The following is an 18,625-nucleotide window of genomic DNA, read 5'->3' as shown; positions in this document are numbered from 1 at the left end:
GCAATTTGAATATTACGCTGTCTTTAATAAAAAATCATTTATCAATTATTTAACTAAAAACTATGCTTTGAATATTATTTAATTAAAGAATATCGTTTTTTTCCTCTGTTTGCCATTCCTGATTTTCCAGGCGTGATAAGAACTTGGGATATCAAATTGCCATTTCGGAAGTATCAAAACAATTAAAATAACGTCAATATGAGAAACTAATCCCAACACAATTGTGAGATAAAATGCCCAGCCCGCTTCCTGGAATCCTATTAAATAAGTAAAAGCGATCAACAAACTCAGTCCCCACATTTTCGATAAAAATGCATGAGTACAGGTTTCTTTTCCGAATTTCCAGATGCTTATGATGTAGCAAAGTGCTTCCATGATAAAAATTAAAAGAATGCTTAACCATTCGGTTTTGATCAATTCAGGATTCAAAAAATAAGAAGCGAAACCTAACGACAACCAGAAAACCAGATCGGTCTGACTGTCTAGTCTTCTTAATTTCTCGGATGAAACGCCAACTTTTCGTGCGATAATTCCGTCGAAAATATCTGTTAATAATCCAAAGTACATTAATATTAGAATTAAAAACTTTGATTCTTCTCCTTTAAAATAGGCCAAAGAAATAATAATCGGAGCTAAAATGAATCTGATGGCGATTAATATATAAGGTATTGTTTTCATGATTTCTTAGCTTTAAAATTCCAATTAATAATAGGCAGCTTACGTCTTTCATTTACATTCCACAATCCTATCTGAACTGCTTTTCCATTTTTATTTTTATTAATAACTCCTATCTGAAGCCCATTGAAGCTTTCACTTTTATTACTGGCTCCAACCTGTAACCCTTTTCCTTTCCCATTGTAATTATAGACTCCGGTTTGAAGTCCGTTAAACTTTTCAGCATCGTTTGAAAACGCAACCATTGCCCCATTTCCGGAATCTGCTGAATTATTCAACCAAGAAACATGCAGTCCATTTAGTTTTCCTGAATTATTATTAAAACCATTAAATGATATTCCATTGGTTTCCTGAGCAATATGATACATTGAAACACCAATTCCATTCAGTTTTTTACCGTTCATCATTCCTCCGGTAGAAATATGGAGCCCGTTAATTACGACAGTTTCTTGTCCTTTTTTAGGAACTTCAATTCCTTTTGGAATTAATAAGTAAAGCAATGTAATTGGGTTAGCTTGTATATTGATCCCATTAATTCTCTGTTTCTTATAATCATCCAAGATTCCTACATTAATTCCGTTTGTATTTTTAATTACATTCTGGTTCGGGTTTACTGTAAAAAAAGAAGACTTAACTTTTAAACTATCTTGCCCAAATACAAATGAACTTATGAGGAGTAATCCTATTAATAATTTAGTTTTCATAATCGTTATTTTAAAATTATACCTCAAAATTATCTGCGAAAAACACAAATCTGAATGCGAAAAAAAATTAAAATAAAAGAGTACATTTGTGAAAATCACAAAACAATGCATCAGGAACGTTTACTTAAGGAAATTCGTAAAAGAATTGGAGATAAATCTTTGAATGACGAAATCGCCAATATTTTGAATATAAGCTATGATGCAGCGCACAGAAGAACTTCATTGAAGGCAAAATTCAGTTTTGAAGAGGCTTTGGAATTGGCAAAACATTATCAGATTTCGTTGAATCAGTTTATCACCTCAGATCATCAAATCGTAGTACAAAAAACTTCGGGCGTAAGTGAAACGGAGGATTTACAATCTTTTTTTCAAAATAATCTCAATGTTTTTGAAAGTCTGCCACTTTCTGATGGGATAACTATTTATTATTCGGCGAAAGATATTCCGTTTTTTTATACACTTTCAGATACACTTCTTTCCCGTTTCAAGATTTATGTCTGGATGAATTTATTGAATGCAAAGCAGGTTTTTATTCCTTTTCTACAATTTTCACCGCCGTATTTTGAAACAAATACCAAAGAATTAAAAAAGAAATATGAAGAACAAAATGTAGTAGAATTATGGAATAACATGACGATTTCCAGTATTTTACAACAGATTTCTTTCTATTACGACACCGGACTTTTACAAAAAAATGAAGCTCAAATTATTTTGAACGAACTGAAAGAATTAATACAATATATTGAACAAAAAACAGAAAATAATCCTAAATTTCATCTATATGAAAATGAATTGATGCATCTTTCCAATGACATTTTTTTTCATCATCCGAAGCAGTCGCTTTTTGCATTGCCGACCAATATGTTTGGGTATATTTTGATTAATGATGCCAAAACCTGTGGTGAAACATTGAATTATTTTGAACATCAGATTAAAAATTCAAAGTCGATGAGTACTTCCGGAAATCGGGACAGAAAAATTTTCTTTAACAGAATGTATGAACAGATTGAAAATTTAAAGCTTACATTATAATGGATACCCTCGGTAATGGACAATTTTTCGGACAAACCAATGAAACCCTCGACTTCGACGGGTTGATTATTACCGATACGGAATACACTCATCCTTATGTTGACTGGCATTATCATGAGAACGCTTATTTCACCTTTCTTCTTCAGGGAAATGTGATTGAGGGAAACAAAAAAGAAATCTACGAATGTTTGCCCGGAACTATGCTCTATCACCATTGGGAAGACCCGCATTACAACATAAAACCAGATGGTTTTACAAGAGGTTTTCACATTGAAATTCCAAGAGAATGGTTTGAAAATCTTAACATTTCAAAAGATAATCTTGAAGGAAGTTTTAATATTAAAAATCCTGAATTAAAGTTGTTGATGTACAAGATATTTAAAGAAAGTAAGATCAATGACAATGCTTCAGAAACCTCAACACAACAGCTTTTATTAAATATTTTCAGTGAATTATCAAATCAAAAAGTACTTTTAGAAAAGAAACCGATTTGGGTGAAACAAATCAATGAATTACTTCATGAAACTTGTACTGACAAACTGAATTTGACAGAAATTGCCCAAACTTTAAACATTCATCCAACTCATCTAAGCAGAGATTTCCACAAGTATTTTCACTATAATCTTGGAGATTATGTTCGAAAATTAAAGATCAATAAATCGTTGTCAATTCTTACTACGAACGAAAAATCTTTAACTGAAATTGCTTTAGAATGTGGTTTTGCGGACCAAAGCCATTTTATCCGTTGTTTTAAAGAAAATATGGGAGTAACACCTTTGAAATATAGGAAGATTTTGAAGTAGTTTTTTCCCACAGATCCCACAGATTTTCACAGATGTTTATATTTTTTTTCAGCACAATCCTTGTCAAGGTTTAAAACCTTGACAAGGATCAATCTATATAATCCACGAAATCACAAATGTTAATTTTATTCTATTTTTTCTAAACTAAGCTATATATTTTTGTTTAGATTTAAAATTGAAATGAAACCAATCTCTATATTTATTCTGTCACTGATATTTAGTCTATCTTTTGGACAAACTCAAAACCTTATTACTCCGGAAAAAATTGAAAACTCTGTTCAGAAAAATCATTTGAATACAGTTCTTTTTTTAGATAAAGTAATCACTCTGGAAAATCTTAAAGAAAATAATCTTCTAAAAAACATGATCTTTCAGGAAGATAAAGACCTTGATATCAGAGTTTTTATGGATAATTCTTTGGTTAATTCTTTACATGAACTCGATCCTACCCTAACTGCTGATGAATTACTCAAAAAAGGGAATTATCAGTTTTCTTTTTACGTTGATGAAAAATTAATCTATGTCGAAAATTTAAATACAGGTGCCGGAACTATAGAAAATAAAAAGGTAAAAACAAACTTTAGAATTCCTTTAATAAGCTCCAATAATGAAGATTCTTGGGGAAAATATTTGTGGTCACGCTTTTATTTGGTTCATGGTGGAATTGATGCTCTGACTGCAGGAAATCATACTTTAGAAATAGAAATCCGACCTTATTTAAAATCAACTTCAGTAAAAACAGGTCGTCTTATTGCAAAAGGTGAAATTAATCTAACCGTTCCTAAGAAAGATATTAGCGAAAAACAGATCGCACTTCAACCTATAAAGTCAAACAGCGGATGGGAAGTTTCTACAGAAAAATTTAACACAGAAAAAATTAGAAATTTAAATCAAAAAATTGCAGAGAACAGATTCAGAGATATTACCAGCATTGTTGTTGTTAAAAATAACAAACTTCTTATTGAAGAATATTTTAATAATTCAGGAAGAGACAGTTTACAAGATACCCGTTCCGTAGGGAAGTCTTTTGCATCTGCATTAGCTGGAATTGCTATTAAAGAAGGTCATTTAAAGAATGAAAATCAAACACTTGGAGAATTTTATCATTTAAAAGAATTCCAACATTATACATCAAAGAAAGATAGTGTTACCCTTAAAAGCCTGTTGACGATGAGTTCGGCCTTTGAAGGCAACGATGAAGATGAAGATTCTCCCGGAAATGAAGAAAACATGTACCCGACCGATAATTGGGTGAAGTTTACGCTTGATGTTCCTATGACGGATAATAAAATTGGGGGAAAATGGAGTTATTTCACAGCGGGAGTTGTTGTTGTAGGAGATATTTTAGATCAAAAGGTTCCAAACGGATTGGAGAATTATGCAAAAGAAAAGCTTTTTAATCCATTAGAAATCAAAAATTACAAATGGCAGTATACTCCACAGCATAAAATATCTTTAGCAGGAGGTCTGAAAATGAATGCATTAGATTTTGCTAAATTCGGTCAATTATACAAAAATAATGGAGAATGGAAAGGCAAAAAAGTAATCGATAAAGCATGGATTAAAAAATCATTTACCAATTATTTTCCTGAAAATAAAGACTTTGAAGGCTACGGATATTTATTTGGAGAAAAGTATATAAGGTTGGAGGCAAAAGTTTTGAGGCGTATCAATGCAGTGGAAATGGTGGTAACAAAATCATTATGTTCACTGAAATTCCTTTAGTGATCGTAATTACAGCAAAGGCCTATAATAAAGCATATGCTCATCCACAATCTGAGAAAATAGTACAAGAATATATATTACCCGCAGTTTATGAGCAATAAATAATAAGTAATTCAAATAATATGGAAAGATGAAAGTTGATTAACTTCTCATCTTTTTTTATGAAAATTTATTCGTCTTTTTTAGAAGAAACTAAAAAGACATCAATAAGACCTTCAGGAAGTATCATTTTAATGATTCTTTCTTCTCTGTCTACTTCCAGAATCCAGTCTTTGATCATAGGAATGACAACTTCTTTTCCGTCTAAGTTTGTAACGAAATAAACCTGAGCAGTCTGATCATTTACAGATCTGATGACACCACAATCGTTATCATTTTCATCAAGAATATTATATCCGATGATTTCGTGATAATAAAACTGTTTCCCTGAAAGTTTCGGCAATGTAGTAAGCGGTAAGTAAACGCTTTTCCCCAAAGATTGGTCTACCAAAGCCTCAGAAGAGTTTTTAAAGGCAAGATTTAGAGCATCTAATTTGCTCCAAGATGTTTTTTCAATAAAAAAAGGAACCAATAATCCGTTGATTTCAACGAATATTGATTCCAGTTTATTGTAAAGCTCGGGCTGGTCTGTGTCCAATTTAAGGATCACATTACCCGCAAGGCCGTGTCTGCGTGTGATTTTTCCTAGTAAATAGCAATCTTCTTTACGCATAACAGGGATTTTTAAGCTTCAGTGTTTTCTTCAGTTTCAGTAGCAGCAGGAGCTTCTCCTTCTGTAGTAGCTTCAGCAACAACTTCTTCAGCAGGTGCGTTAGCAGCTTCTTCAGCAGCTTTAGCATCAGCAATAACTTGTGCAGCAGCAGCAACTCTAGCTTCGTTTACTTTAACTTCAGCCTCTAAAGCAGCTTTCTTAGCGTCTACTTGAGCTTTAGATAAACCGTCTACTTTACCTTGTACTTTTTGTTCTTTAGTTTCTAACCAAGCAGCAAATCTTTTTTCAGCTTCAGTCTCGTCAAAAGATCCTTTAGCAACACCACCTTGTAAGTGTTTTTTGTAAAGTACTCCTTTGTAAGAAAGAATAGCTCTTGCAGTATCAGTTGGTTGAGCACCGTTGTTTAACCACTTTACAGCAGAATCAACGTTCAAATCGATAGTCGCAGGGTTAGTAATTGGGTTGTAAGTACCTAGTTTCTCGATGAATCTACCATCTCTTCTAGCTCTAGCATCTGCAACCACGATGTGGAAAAAAGGTCTCCCTTTTGATCCGTGTCTTTGTAATCTGATTTTTACTGACATAATGTTTGAATTTTATGGGAACTCGTCCCAGTTAAATATTTAAGAGTGCAAAGATAAATAAAATTTTCAATTCTACGATCAATAAATGCAACAATTTATCAATCTGACAATGTAACAATGCTTTAATGTGCTTTCATTGATAAATTTGTAAAATTTCACTTTAGTTAGTCTTTACTTCTAATAATTATTCCCGCAAGGTTTGTGACTATTTTCCAAATGTTTTATCAAACGACTGCCACCCTAGCCCCGATTGGAACGACATCCTTTTTTGTTGCGGCTGGAGCGAAGCGGAGGCCGTAACAAAAAAGATACAGTGGAAAGCGGGAAATAGCTCCTTAAAATAATTCAGCGAAGTCAAAAGCCTCTAAAAAAAGGTTTAAACAGATCCATTGTTAAAGTGATTAACCTTTCCCATGTAGAAAAGCCCAAGACATTTCTGGTTCTCTTCGATCGTCAAAGAATCTTTCAATTGGTCTACAATTTTAGGAGAACTCCAGTAACAGCCGATGTTATTTGCTGTGCAAGTCAGATACATGTTCTGAACCGCCATAGAAACGGCAGCGATTTCTTCCCATTCCGGAACCATTCCGCTGAAATTGACAATGATTGAAGCAACAGCATCAGCTTTATTGATTTTAAAGCCAATATCATTATATTTTTTCTCTAAAAATAGTTGTTCGGGTTGAGAAGCTTTGTAAATAGCCTGCATTTCGGAAGCTAATTTCGCTTTTTCTTCTCCTTTGAAAATCTTGAAACGCCAAGGTTTTGTACGTTTGTGATTGGGAGCAAATGTCGCTGAATTCAGGATTTCATTAATAATTTCCTGAGATATTTCGGTTTCAGTGTAATCTTTTGGAAAGATGCTTTTTCTTTGCTCTATGATTTCTTTTAAAACTTCTGCTTTATTCATAAGTGCAAAATTACGAAAAAGTTGATCGTTGGCGGTTGTTAGTTGTTGGTTTTATGCTACAAATTAAAAATTCAGATTCTTCATTCGTCATAATGACAGTATGGAAAATCAATTCACAATTCACAATTCACAATTCACAATTCATAATTCATAATTCATAATTCTACAAAACTTCTACAATTTCCTGATGAATTTTATTGAGAGTAAAATCGTCTCCGGGTTTCATGCCCATCATTTTTTTAGCCATCGGGCTTTCCGAGGAAATAGCGTAAAAGCGATCTCCCTCAAAAAAGAACTCTCCCAAGGAAACTGATATATAAAAACGAGCTTTATTGGTAATGACAATCGAACCCAACTGCACTCTTTCTGTGGCATTATTTAGAACTTTTGACATATTTCGCTGAAGATCATTCAAAGCTGCCAATTGTCTCTGCATCTGATAAATCTCCTCCTGCATTTCCTCTCGCATACTGTCATATTTCGGAGTTTTTTTGATATCACGGGTTGCATCCAACGTAAACTCGATAAAGTTTTTCAGCTTTTCGATTTTTTCGGCAATAATGGTCTTCACAAAGTTTCTTATGGCATTTTTCTCAAATACGGTCTTCTCCATAAATCTTTTCTTTATATAAACTTTACATAAAGATAATATTTTTTTGATAAAAACATTTATTTTTACAGTTCAAAAAAACACAATCATGTTTGAAAATCCTTTTTCTTTTAATGGTAGAATAAGACGTGCAGAATACGCTTTATCATATCTTGTTTATGCTGGTGCTGCAATCATATTAATTATACTTGCTAAAGCAATAAATTCTTTTATAAATCCTTCTATTTTACTTATCTGCTTTATACCATTAATTTGGTTTTTAATTGCACAGCGCGTAAAAAGATGTCATGATTTGGGAAGTAGTGGATGGTTTCAAATAATCCCCTTTTATTCGCTTTGGATGCTGTTTGCAAACAGTGATTATGGACACAATGAATACGGGCCTAACCCTAAAGGAATCGGAAATTATAATTCTATTAATGAAATCGGTAAAAAAGAATATTAAGCAAAAAAATAGCCTTGTAAAATCTACAAGGCTATTTTTTTATTTTTCTACCAACGCTTTCAAATTATTCAAACCCTCTTCATAAGATTTCCCCATTTGGTAATCCATCATTGGTCTCATTATTTTCATCATAGGATCTTGCTCGGTATCCATCGTCCAGACTACTTTTGTAGCATTTCCTTCAGGAGACAAAACGATCTCGGAGGTTGCCTGCCCTTCGAAAGGTTTTACAAAAATCATTTCTGTTTTTTGCTTTTCGTTGAAAACTAATTCTTTGATTTCCTGACAACCCGCTCCTGCATCATCATTTTTGCTGTCCCAACAGTATTTATCTCCCACTTCTCCTGAATTTCCGGTATACGTGATTTTCATGGTTTTGTCTAATTTCATCCAAGGATTCCATTGATTAAAAGCTTTCATCGAGCTTATCTGCTGCCATATTTTTTCTTTCGGAGCATTAATTACCATCGATTTTTCATAATGATAATTTTTACCAAAAGCCAGCATTGCGATTACAGCATATCCGATAATTAAAAGAACAATTACACCAATAATTTTTAAAATTGTTTTCATAGTTTAAAATATTTAGGGTTAAATTTTTAACATCATTAAGTTGTAAGTCTGTTGTCAAAATTAATCATTCCACCTATATCTCAACTTTTCATATGACAAGATTATTAAAGATAAAGCATTTTTGTCATACCTTTTCATTGAGGCATTATTTTTGAGAATTCCACCATCAAATCAATACGAATTATTACATTTACACTTATTAAAAAATCGAAAAATGAATATTTTAACAGAAAAATTTAACACACCATATCATTCAGCGCCATTCAATTCTATTAAAAATGAAGATTATCTTCCTGCTTTTAAAGAATTAATTGAAACATCAGAAGAGGAAATCAATGTGATTGTTAATAACTCTGAAGAACCGACTTTTGAAAATGTAATTGAAGCATTGGCGTATTCGGGAGAACAATTGGATGCTGTTTCTAATATATTTTTCAATTTAAATTCTGCCGAAACGAGTGATGAATTGCAACAGATCGCTCAGGAAGTTTCTCCGATCTTAACGGAATATTCATCAAAAATTTCTCAAAACGAAGCTCTTTTCAACAAAATCAAAAAGGTTTACGATGAAAAAGAGAAATACAATCTTAATGAAGAACAGCAAATGCTTTTAAATGAAACTTATAAAGGTTTTGTGAGAAGCGGTGCTTTATTGAATGAAGAAGACAAGGAAAAATTAAAGAATATCAGCATGGATTTGTCTTTAAAATCTTTGCAATTCGGACAAAATGTGCTGGCTTCGACCAATAATTATTTTAAACATATTACCAATAAAGAGGATTTGGCAGGAATTCCTGAAGCTATCATCGAGCAATATGCCGAAGAAGCTAAAGAAAGAGAGCTTGAAGGTTGGGTAATAACTTTGCAATATCCAAGTTATCTTCCGTTCATGACCTATGCTGAAAACCGTGAATTAAGAAAAGAAATTGCATTAGCCAATGGTAAAAAATCTTTCGATGGTGGAGAATTTGACAATCAAAACCTCATCAAAGAACTTCTTCAATTAAAACAGCAAAAATCAGAATTATTAGGCTACACTAATTATGCAGACTATGTTTTGGAGGAAAGAATGGCAAAATCTCCGACAAAAGTATTAGACTTTTTAAATGAATTGCTGACAAAAGCTAAACCTTACGCAGAAAAAGAAATTGAGGAATTAAAATCATTAGCAAAAGCCGATGGAATTGATGAAATACAAGGCTACGATCACACTTTTTATGCTGAAAAACTTCGTAAAGCAAAATATGATTTAAATGACGAGGAATTAAAACCTTACTTCCCATTAGATCAGGTTCAGGACGCCGTTTTTGGACTGGCAAATAATTTATTTGGATTGACTTTTGAAGAAAGAAACGATATTCCGAAATATCATGAAGATGTGAAAGTCTACGAGGTCAAAGAAGTCTTCGACTCCGCTCAGACCGACAACCAACAACCAGCAACCAACTACAAAGCCCTGCTTTACGTTGATTATTTCCCAAGAAAAGGCAAAAGAGCCGGAGCTTGGATGACGAGCTACAAAAATCAGTACAAAAAAGACGGTGAAAATTCCCGTCCGCATATTTCTATTGTTTGTAATTTCAGCAAACCGACGAAAGATACACCGAGTCTATTGACGTTTCAGGAAGTGACGACTTTGTTCCATGAGTTTGGTCACGCTCTTCACGGAATGTTGGCGAATACACAATATCCTACCCTTTCCGGAACTTCTGTAAAATGGGATTTTGTGGAATTACCTTCTCAATTCCTAGAAAATTTCTGTTACGAACCTGAGTTCTTAAAAACTTTCGCCAAACATTATAAAACAGGTGAAATTCTTCCAGACGAAAAAATCGAGAAAATTGCTCTTTCTAAAAACTTCATGGAAGGCTATCAAACGATGAGACAATTAGGTTTCGGGATTTTGGATATGAATTATCATACTAAAGTTTCAGAGTTAGAGAATGAGAGTGTAAAAGAGTTTGAAGACAAATACACAAAAGCAACACAATTATATCCGGCAAATCCTGAAACAGCGATGAGCCCAAGTTTTTCACATATTTTCCAAGGTGGATATTCTGCTGGATATTATTCTTACAAATGGGCAGAAGTTCTGGATGCCGATGCTTTCCAATATTTTAAAGAAAATGGAATTTTCAATCCTGAAATTGCAGCAAAATATAAAGTTCTTCTTTCTTCCGGCGGTACAAAAGATCCAATGGAATTGTATAAGAATTTCAGAGGAAGTGAGCCGAAAGTGGAGAGTTTGTTAAAGAGGGCGTTTGGGTAGGAAATATGGAAAAACAATTAACCGGAATTTCAGGAGAATTTTTTGTTGCAGCAGAATTAGCAAAGAGAAACTATCAAGTTGCTTTAAGTTTGGGAAATGCAAAAGGTGTTGATTTATTTGCCACTAATCAAATTACTAACAATACTTATGAGATAGAAGTTAAAACTTTAAGAAAAAAACCAAACTGCTTCACATTAAATACAAGAAGAATTAAAAATAATTCAATTTACATTTTTGTATATCTCAACGAAGAAAATAAATCTCCTGACTTTCACATCATCAAAGGCGAAGAGCTATTAAATAATTTAAATCATTACTATGGTTCAAGTTTGAGTACAAATAGAGAAACTGTTAATCACGGACCATTAAAACCACATTTAAATAAATGGGAAATAATATATTAATAAGAGGTTGGATTTAATTATCATTCCAAAAGTGGTGATCAAATCAAGACTTTTCTCAAACTCAGCAAGTATAAAATGACTCAACAGATTAAAGACAAACTCATATTTGAAAATAAAGAATATTATCTAAATGATGAGCTTTTGGAAAGTTATTTCCGTGAATTTACTGAGAAAAAACCAAATTTTGAAATTAGTTGTACCGCTTTATGGAGAGGATATGTCGCTGTTTTTGAAATCAAAAATAAAGAACTCTTAATTAAAGAAATTAATTGGTTGACAGATGTTAATTTTAATTTGAAATCTTTGAGAGAAGAGATCTTTCCGAATAATAAATTTGAATGGTATTCCGGATTGATTAGAATTGATGATTTTAGAGGAGAATTTGATCAAGAACCTCAAAATGGAATATTTGAATATTTACAAATCGAAAACGGAAATTTTATTCAAAAAAGAATATTTAATTATGATGAATTGCAGAAATTTAAGAAAGAGCAATACGAATATTTTTTATTGTCAGATGAAATAGAAATAATTTATGATTTTTGGAGAAAAAATAATGAAGAGGGAATAATCAATAAAGAGAATTTGAATAAAATTATTTTCGAAAATATTATGACGTATACACGAAAAGTATATGTTGATTAAAATATCTTACTTATCAAATCACTTTTAACCCGGAAACCAACGAACTTTCCACTTTCAAATAATCTCAAAAAATTATGAAATTCAAAATACTCCTTTTAATCTTCACCATAAATCAAGCTTTTGCACAAAAGAAAGAATTTCGGGATACGAAAGTTGATACCCTTACTTTTTTAAACAATAGAAAAATATTAAACAGCTTAAATACCGATAAATTTCAAAAGAAAATATTTACAGAAAACGACATTAAAATTCCATACAGATTTTTAACGCCTAAAAATAATCGGAAAAATGGGAAATTTCCGTTGGTTATTACATTTCATAATTCTACAAGGATCGGAAATGATAATGAAAATCAGCTCGAGCCATTCGCTAAAATATGGTTGCGGGATGAGATTTATGAGAAATTCCCATGTTATGTTGTAGCTCCACAATTTAATACACGCTCCACCAATTATGAGATAAATGCAGAAGGTATTCAAATTTCAAAACCATCTAACGAGGTTTTTGCTTTATTGAAATTGATTAAAAATCTCGAAAAAGAATATCCGAATATTGATAAAAACAGAATCTATCTGATAGGTTATTCGATGGGAGGTTCAACTGCTCAAAATCTTATGAATTTGAGTCCAAATACATTTGCAGCCGTTATTTCTGTTGCAGCCGTTCCTGATTTGTCGAATCTTAATAAAATTAAAGACAAAAATATCTGGCTCATTCACGGTAAAAATGATGATGAAAATCCATATGTTGGAAGTGTTGAATTATATAAAAAACTTCCTTCCGACAAAAATTTAATCTTCACAACATTCAACAACCTTAATCATAACAATATTGTGATTCCGTTTTTGGTGACAGATGAAATTCCGAAATGGTTATTTGAAAAACGTAAATAAAAGAAAAATAAATAGTTGCAATTCCGTAATTTTACGCCATGAATAACATAACCCAAAGATTAGAAAACGTAAAAAAACTCCAGGCAAAAAGATGGGAAAATGAAGATCACTGGGACGATATTAATGATCTTTTAGTTAAAGAATTAGATGAAATTTTACTCATCGAACCTGAAAATACGGCAGCTTTAATCAATATCGGAGCGGTTTATTCTGATATGGGAGAAAATGAAAAGGCAATAGAATATTTAAAAACTGCAATGAACTTAGGTTCAGTAGATAAAAACTTGTATATAAACCTTGCAATCGTAATGGTTTACATGGAAATGCATCAGGAAGAATATCATGAATATCTGGAAACTGCTGAAGATAAAATTGAGGATCCGCTGACTTTTAAAGCCTATTTTGATCCCAATTCTCAGTAGGAAAATATTAAACCAATAACAATAACTTAAAATTCTTAAACCATGTTACTAGCTATTTTATTACCTTTTTTATCTTTCATTGTCCGTGGAAAAGTTTTAACTGGAATTATCTGTTTAGTTTTACAAATTACTTTAATTGGTTGGATTCCGGCTGCAGCTTGGGCAGTTCTATCATTAAATAACGAAAGAGCAGAAGAACGAAATGATAAATTGATTAAGGCCATGCGAAATAATCAAAAATAAAATTCTCAATCAAAATATTGCAAATCCTTTAAGAAATTAAGGGATTTATTTTTTCGCAGACGGAATATTGTTGGGAACTTAAAAATAAATCAACGCTAAATCAAGATTCCAACGCATAGCATATCAAATTTTTAATTTAAATAGAGACATATTTTGTATCTTTAGTAGCCGTTATAACAGTTTTAATAAAAATAATTTGGCAGAAATTCATGGCAGAAGAACTTTATTTCATAAAAACCAATCCAACTATTGCCAAAATTAATTTGTACAATAAGCTTTGCCGTGAAGAAAAGAATGTGCTGAATTTCTTGAGCGAAGATAAAAAAACAAGTTTTGAACTGATTAAAACTAAAATAAAGGATTCTGTAGAAAACCTTACCAAAGAAGAATTACTACAAATTTTTTCTTGGTTCAGCAATGAATATAAATCAGATCGCGAAGAAGTAAAAACCCAGCTTTTCATTAATGGAATTGATCTTTTTTATGAAATTCCTTCAACGGTTGATGTTGTAAACTTTCAGCAGATTCTATCGGATTATGAAAATTATTCCAAACAAAAATTAAATCATTTGGTTGATGCTCAACATTTCAATCAATTCTTGATTTATGGAATTTTTTACACCGGAATTAAAAATCAGGATAAAAATATTTCAGTAGACATTTTGAAACAGGATTATAAAAATCTTTATTCTTTTGCTGAAAATCAATTCAGTTCTAATGGGAAGATATTTGAAAATGAAGATATTGTCCTGAATATTTATAATTATTTCACTGATTTATATGATCTTACGAAATATTACAAGGGTTCTATTATCAAACTTCATAGCTAGTAAATATTTAAGTAAAAAAAATATTAGCTTATTAAATATGTCAAAAACTGAGACTCAACCAATACAAACGGATAATTTTGATATCTTACTAAATCTGAGATCGTATGGCTGGAGTGATTTTTACCTTTTTGTAAATGAAAAGTCTTTTGAATTCACAATATCTCATGTTTTTACAGATCCTTGTTTTGACCTAATTAATACTTTATCAGATTTAATTATTGGCAATTCTGAAACCAGCTTTGTTTTACAGGGAGAGCCTGATGGAGTCTTTTTTGAGATAAAAAAAATACTTACCCAACAACATAAAATAATAATTTCAATTTATAATTTTGATGGATTTTATAACTCAGACTCAAAATTTAATTTGATAATTGAAGTGGAAGTAAAAACAAAACAGTTTATAACTATCCTTTATCTTCAATTAAAGAAAATTTTTATGCTTCTTCATGATAAAAAATTTGCCGATCAACGAGAGGGAGAATGGCTTTTACAAAATTTTCATAGTTTTGAAAAAGAAATAATTAGTTTTCTTAAAAAATAATATCATAACCAAACACTTACGAACATGAGCTACATTATGGTAGATATAGAATCCGACGGTCCGATTCCCGGAGATTTTTCGATGATCTGTTTCGGAGCAGTGCTTGTGGATGAAAATCTGGAGACCACTTTTTATGGAAAATTAAAACCAATCTCTGATCAATTCAATCCTGATGCATTAGCTATTTCCGGTTTCAGCAGAGAAGAAACAATGGATTTTGATGACCCGAAAGAAGTGATGTTGAAATTTGAAGAATGGATCAAAACAAATTCTAAAGGAAGACCTATTTTCATCAGTGATAATAATGGTTTTGATTGGATGTTTATTTGCTGGTATTTTCATCATTTTATTCAAAGAAATCCTTTTGGATACTCTTCAAGAAGATTGTCTGACTTATATTGCGGGCTCGAAAAAGATACTTTTGCTCAATGGAAACATCTTCGTAAAACCGAACATACCCATCATCCCGTTGACGATGCCAAAGGAAATGCAGAAGTTTTATTACATATGAAAAAGGAAATGGGCTTGAAGATTAGTTTAAAATAGAGAATATGAATTTACAATACAGAAAAGTTTCAAACAGAGACTAAAAAAAGTATGCCTTTCAGCATACTTTTCTTATTTATAGGTATAAGGTACAAGAACATCAATAAAATTATCCGACTGATAAGGTTCTCCTATCGCGCGGAATTTCCAATCTCCATTATGTCGGTACGCTTCTGCAAAAACCATTGAACACATTCCGTTCATACTTGCATCACCCGAAAGACTGAATTTTGTAATTTCTTTCCCTCTCGCATCAACTGCTCTGATAAAAGCATTATCGATCATCCCGAAATGCTGTCTTTTCACATTTCCCTGATAAATTGAAACCACGAATACAATTTTCTCATACCGCTGATCCAACTGATCTAATTTTACAATGATCTGCTCATCATCGCCGTCACCTGCGCCCGTTCTGTTATCACCCGTCAGCCAGATTTGCCCGCTCGGATGTCTCATAGAGTTAAAATAAATAACATCTCCCTGATAAAGAACGATCTGCTTTCCGTCGTGTCGCTGTATCGTTTGTCCTATATTGGCAACTTTTCCATTGGAATCCAATAAAAAAGCTACTGCATCCAGATCATATTCAGGTTCACTTCCGAATAATCTTCCTAAAAAACCACCCTGTTTACGAACATCCCAACCCAAGCCTATTGTGACTTGAGACAAATCATAAACATCTTCTCCACGGTCATTTTTCCTCAAATTAATGGTTTGACCTTTCTGTAAATTGATCGCCATATTATTTTATAATTTGCCCTTTATAATATTTTTCTAAAAAGAAAGAAAGATCAGCTCTGTAACCAGTTCCTGAAGCTTCAAATTTCCAGCTTCCGCCACGTTTGTATAATCTTCCGAATTCTACACCTGTTTCGATGGAGAAATCTTCATCAAGTTCATATTTCGCGATTTCCTGATTGCTGATGCTGTCGATAATTCTAATGTAAGAATTCCTCACCTGTCCGAAGTTTTGTTTTCTTCTTTCAAAATCTTCAATGGTAACTACGAAAAGAATTTCCTCAACGTTTGGATTTACTTTTTCAAGATCAATGATAATAGATTCGTCATCATCACCATCACTGTTTTTTCCGCTCGGATCATCGCCTGTATGTGTCAAAGCTCCATCGGGAGAGTGTAAATTATTGTAAAAAACAAAATATTCTTCATTTACTAATTTTCTGTCTGCATCAATCATAATTGCAGATGCATCAAGGTCAAAATCATATCCTTTTCCTTCATTCGGATCCCAGCCAAGACCGATGGTCATTTTTGTAAATCCTAGATCTATTCTTTGTCCTTTCTGTAAGTTAATTGCCATAATAATATATCTGTTGTTTTACTCGAAGTTATGGCTGTTTTAGGAATTTTCCAACTTATTTTGTGAGAAAGTTTTATGTAAATTGCAGAATATTAGAAATTAAATTGTTTGAATTAATCAACCATAAAAAAAGTCCGATCAACTTGACCGGACTTCTATATTTTTAAGATATTAATTGAAATATTTTTTAGTTTTGAATATCTTTTTCTGCAACATTATTTCTTGCTTTTGCTAACATTGGAATAGAGATTAATCCCATCACAAGCATAATTGTAATTTGTAACGGTAATGAAATAAATGAATAGGTAAGTCCCATTTCTGCACCAAGATCAGCACTTTTTCCCATTGAAATAAATAAAGCCATAAAACCGAATTTCATTGCTAAATTAAATGCTCCGATTCCTCCACTTGCCGGAATCATCATACCTAAAGTTCCCACAACGATGATGAAAAATCCGTCAGCAACAGTGAAATTAGATGTTTCAGGAAGTGCAAAACACACTAAGTAAGCTGCAAAATAATAAGAAATCCAGATTCCTAATGTATAAAGAATAAATTTTCCTTTTTGTTTTAATTTAAATATTGATGTTAGGCCTTGAAAAATCCCGTCAATAAAATTAATGATCTTTCCTAAAAACGGAACGGTTGCCAATCTCTTTTTAAACACAAAAAACAAAACTGTCCCTATTATTAAGACTAAAAGACCGATCAGAATTTTATTGGGATTCATAGTAACTCCCGAATTTTCATAAAAAGATACAATCGCTTCATATTTAAAAGCTAGAGTTAATCCTAAAAATCCGATCATACAGACAAGGTCTACTACTCTTTCTAGAATAATGGTTCCAAAAGATTTATCAACCGGAACTTTTTCTACCCCATACAAAGCAGTTGCTCTTGCAACCTCGCCACTTCTAGGAATTGTAAGATTCATTAAATACCCAAAAGATATAGACCAGAGTGAATTTGAATTTGAAATACTGTGTCCCATCGGTTCAAGCATCAGATTCCAGCGAATTGCCCTGAACCAATATGCCATAATACCAAAAACGGCAGCAAATGCAACCCAAAAATAATTGGCTTTTACAAGAGATTTCTGAATTACTTTAAAATCAAGCCCTCTAAGAGCGAGCCATAAAAAGAAACCTGCAAACGCTAGTGAAACAACTATCGTAATTACCGATTTTAATGGATTTGACGTTTTTTTCTCCATAAGTTAGGTAAGAAGGTTAGTTTTTTCATCCGGGAAAACGATCTTCGGCTGAAAATCCTTCGCTTCTTCGGGAGTCATCTGAGCATACGCTATAATGATAATGATATCATCTCTCTGAACTTTCCTGGCAGCAGGACCGTTCAGGCAAACTTCTCCTGACTTTCTTTTACCTTTGATAACGTAAGTGTCGAAACGCTCACCGTTATTAACATTTACGATATAAACCCTCTCTCCTACTACCAAACCGGCAGCTTCGATAAGATCTTCATCGATCGTAATACTTCCTATATAATTAAGGTCTGAAGCCGTAACTCGTACCCTGTGAATCTTAGACTTGAAAACTTCTATTAACATGCTGCAAATTTATTAATAAAAATTAATAAAATGGCCTTTTTAATGATTTTCAAACACGCAGATACACAGCTATTTAATTTTATTAAAAACATTTTTTTTGAAATTTACTTACAGAATCTATAACCATATCGCTAAAACCATTAATACTTTATATGAAATTCAGGATTTAATAAA

The 18,625-nt window shown here is 32.3% G+C and carries 24 protein-coding genes; 13 read left to right on the top strand and 11 right to left on the bottom strand.

Annotated elements, in window-relative coordinates:
- Positions 1 to 78 precede the first annotated feature (78 nt).
- Together SB689_RS11245 and SB689_RS11240 are read right to left on the bottom strand one after the other, a co-directional pair.
- Positions 79 to 678 carry a CDP-alcohol phosphatidyltransferase family protein gene (locus tag SB689_RS11245; RefSeq protein WP_410692236.1) on the bottom strand — a complete coding sequence of 200 codons (600 nt, stop codon included), beginning with the start codon at positions 676 to 678 and terminating at the stop codon, positions 79 to 81.
- Positions 675 to 1,379 carry an LA_2272 family surface repeat-containing protein gene (locus SB689_RS11240; protein WP_410692235.1) on the bottom strand — a complete coding sequence of 235 codons (705 nt, stop codon included), beginning with the start codon at positions 1,377 to 1,379 and terminating at the stop codon, positions 675 to 677. The genes SB689_RS11245 and SB689_RS11240 overlap by 4 nt, the downstream gene beginning before the upstream one ends.
- 54 nt (positions 1,380 to 1,433) lie before the next feature.
- Between SB689_RS11240 and SB689_RS11235 the strand changes: the two genes are divergently transcribed.
- The 3 genes from SB689_RS11235 (at position 1,434) to SB689_RS11225 (ending at position 4,939) form a co-directional block, all read left to right on the top strand.
- Positions 1,434 to 2,411, top strand: coding sequence for an XRE family transcriptional regulator (locus SB689_RS11235; RefSeq protein ID WP_410692234.1), 978 nt, complete (start codon positions 1,434 to 1,436; stop codon positions 2,409 to 2,411).
- On the top strand, positions 2,411 to 3,214 hold the full coding sequence (locus SB689_RS11230; protein ID WP_410692233.1) for a helix-turn-helix domain-containing protein: 804 nt from the start codon (positions 2,411 to 2,413) through the stop codon (positions 3,212 to 3,214). Before SB689_RS11235 ends, SB689_RS11230 begins: the two co-directional genes overlap by 1 nt.
- 180 nt (positions 3,215 to 3,394) lie before the next feature.
- Positions 3,395 to 4,939, top strand: a complete 1,545-nt coding sequence (locus tag SB689_RS11225) for a serine hydrolase domain-containing protein (protein WP_410692232.1) — start codon at positions 3,395 to 3,397, stop codon at positions 4,937 to 4,939.
- Positions 4,940 to 5,108: 169 nt separating this feature from the next.
- Here SB689_RS11225 and rimM read toward each other — a convergent pair whose 3' ends face one another.
- From rimM to SB689_RS11205, 4 genes are all read right to left on the bottom strand, one after another.
- The gene (gene rimM / locus SB689_RS11220; protein WP_410692231.1) at positions 5,109 to 5,651 is read right to left on the bottom strand and encodes a ribosome maturation factor RimM; all 543 of its coding nucleotides are present in this window, start codon (positions 5,649 to 5,651) and stop codon (positions 5,109 to 5,111) included.
- 11 nt (positions 5,652 to 5,662) lie between these two features.
- A complete protein-coding gene (locus SB689_RS11215; RefSeq protein ID WP_410692230.1) occupies positions 5,663 to 6,235 on the bottom strand; it encodes a 30S ribosomal protein S16 in 573 nt (190 codons plus the stop codon).
- Between the two features lie 376 nt (positions 6,236 to 6,611).
- Complete coding sequence (locus tag SB689_RS11210) at positions 6,612 to 7,145, bottom strand: nitroreductase (protein ID WP_410692229.1); 534 nt, start codon at positions 7,143 to 7,145, stop codon at positions 6,612 to 6,614.
- A gap of 163 nt (positions 7,146 to 7,308) precedes the next feature.
- Positions 7,309 to 7,758 (bottom strand): hypothetical protein, encoded by a 450-nt coding sequence (locus tag SB689_RS11205; protein ID WP_066755396.1) that lies wholly within the window; start codon positions 7,756 to 7,758, stop codon positions 7,309 to 7,311.
- Between the two features lie 85 nt (positions 7,759 to 7,843).
- Between SB689_RS11205 and SB689_RS11200 the strand changes: the two genes are divergently transcribed.
- Positions 7,844 to 8,200: a DUF805 domain-containing protein gene (locus SB689_RS11200; RefSeq protein WP_410692227.1), complete on the top strand. Its 357-nt coding sequence runs from the start codon at positions 7,844 to 7,846 to the stop codon at positions 8,198 to 8,200.
- Positions 8,201 to 8,239: 39 nt separating this feature from the next.
- On the opposite strand, the gene SB689_RS11195 is transcribed toward SB689_RS11200, so the two are convergent.
- A complete protein-coding gene (locus SB689_RS11195) occupies positions 8,240 to 8,773 on the bottom strand; it encodes an SRPBCC family protein (protein ID WP_410692226.1) in 534 nt (177 codons plus the stop codon).
- 214 nt (positions 8,774 to 8,987) lie between these two features.
- On the opposite strand from SB689_RS11195, the gene SB689_RS11190 reads away from it, so the two are divergent.
- The 9 genes from SB689_RS11190 to SB689_RS11150 all read left to right on the top strand — a co-directional run bounded on the left by SB689_RS11190 (position 8,988) and on the right by SB689_RS11150 (position 15,566).
- The gene (locus tag SB689_RS11190) at positions 8,988 to 11,042 is read left to right on the top strand and encodes a M3 family metallopeptidase (RefSeq protein ID WP_410692225.1); all 2,055 of its coding nucleotides are present in this window, start codon (positions 8,988 to 8,990) and stop codon (positions 11,040 to 11,042) included.
- 5 nt (positions 11,043 to 11,047) lie between these two features.
- Positions 11,048 to 11,446: a hypothetical protein gene (locus SB689_RS11185; protein WP_410692223.1), complete on the top strand. Its 399-nt coding sequence runs from the start codon at positions 11,048 to 11,050 to the stop codon at positions 11,444 to 11,446.
- A gap of 75 nt (positions 11,447 to 11,521) precedes the next feature.
- Entirely contained in the window at positions 11,522 to 12,091 is a 570-nt protein-coding gene (locus SB689_RS11180) for a hypothetical protein (protein WP_410692222.1), read from the top strand.
- A 74-nt stretch (positions 12,092 to 12,165) separates the two neighbouring features.
- Complete coding sequence (locus SB689_RS11175; protein WP_410692221.1) at positions 12,166 to 12,984, top strand: prolyl oligopeptidase family serine peptidase; 819 nt, start codon at positions 12,166 to 12,168, stop codon at positions 12,982 to 12,984.
- A gap of 38 nt (positions 12,985 to 13,022) precedes the next feature.
- Complete coding sequence (locus SB689_RS11170) at positions 13,023 to 13,406, top strand: hypothetical protein (RefSeq protein WP_072407901.1); 384 nt, start codon at positions 13,023 to 13,025, stop codon at positions 13,404 to 13,406.
- A gap of 42 nt (positions 13,407 to 13,448) precedes the next feature.
- Positions 13,449 to 13,649, top strand: a complete 201-nt coding sequence (locus SB689_RS11165; protein WP_410692220.1) for a YqaE/Pmp3 family membrane protein — start codon at positions 13,449 to 13,451, stop codon at positions 13,647 to 13,649.
- Between the two features lie 209 nt (positions 13,650 to 13,858).
- On the top strand, positions 13,859 to 14,479 hold the full coding sequence (locus SB689_RS11160; RefSeq protein WP_410692219.1) for a hypothetical protein: 621 nt from the start codon (positions 13,859 to 13,861) through the stop codon (positions 14,477 to 14,479).
- A gap of 37 nt (positions 14,480 to 14,516) precedes the next feature.
- On the top strand, positions 14,517 to 15,020 hold the full coding sequence (locus SB689_RS11155; protein WP_410692218.1) for a hypothetical protein: 504 nt from the start codon (positions 14,517 to 14,519) through the stop codon (positions 15,018 to 15,020).
- Between the two features lie 24 nt (positions 15,021 to 15,044).
- Positions 15,045 to 15,566, top strand: coding sequence for a 3'-5' exoribonuclease domain-containing protein (locus SB689_RS11150; RefSeq protein WP_410692216.1), 522 nt, complete (start codon positions 15,045 to 15,047; stop codon positions 15,564 to 15,566).
- A 72-nt stretch (positions 15,567 to 15,638) separates the two neighbouring features.
- On the opposite strand, the gene SB689_RS11145 is transcribed toward SB689_RS11150, so the two are convergent.
- The 4 genes from SB689_RS11145 to panD all read right to left on the bottom strand — a co-directional run bounded on the left by SB689_RS11145 (position 15,639) and on the right by panD (position 18,451).
- Positions 15,639 to 16,307 carry a TerD family protein gene (locus tag SB689_RS11145; protein ID WP_410692215.1) on the bottom strand — a complete coding sequence of 223 codons (669 nt, stop codon included), beginning with the start codon at positions 16,305 to 16,307 and terminating at the stop codon, positions 15,639 to 15,641.
- Position 16,308: 1 nt separating this feature from the next.
- Complete coding sequence (locus SB689_RS11140; RefSeq protein WP_410692214.1) at positions 16,309 to 16,884, bottom strand: TerD family protein; 576 nt, start codon at positions 16,882 to 16,884, stop codon at positions 16,309 to 16,311.
- Positions 16,885 to 17,071: 187 nt separating this feature from the next.
- Positions 17,072 to 18,097, bottom strand: a complete 1,026-nt coding sequence (locus SB689_RS11135) for a lysylphosphatidylglycerol synthase transmembrane domain-containing protein (RefSeq protein ID WP_410692213.1) — start codon at positions 18,095 to 18,097, stop codon at positions 17,072 to 17,074.
- A gap of 3 nt (positions 18,098 to 18,100) precedes the next feature.
- Complete coding sequence (gene panD / locus SB689_RS11130; protein WP_029294648.1) at positions 18,101 to 18,451, bottom strand: aspartate 1-decarboxylase; 351 nt, start codon at positions 18,449 to 18,451, stop codon at positions 18,101 to 18,103.
- Between the last annotated feature and the right edge of the window lie 174 nt (positions 18,452 to 18,625).

It is taken from the genome of Chryseobacterium sp. SIMBA_038, from assembly GCF_046535115.1.
In the GTDB taxonomy this organism is placed as follows: domain Bacteria; phylum Bacteroidota; class Bacteroidia; order Flavobacteriales; family Weeksellaceae; genus Chryseobacterium.
This window is presented reverse-complemented; position numbering and strand designations above follow the sequence as displayed.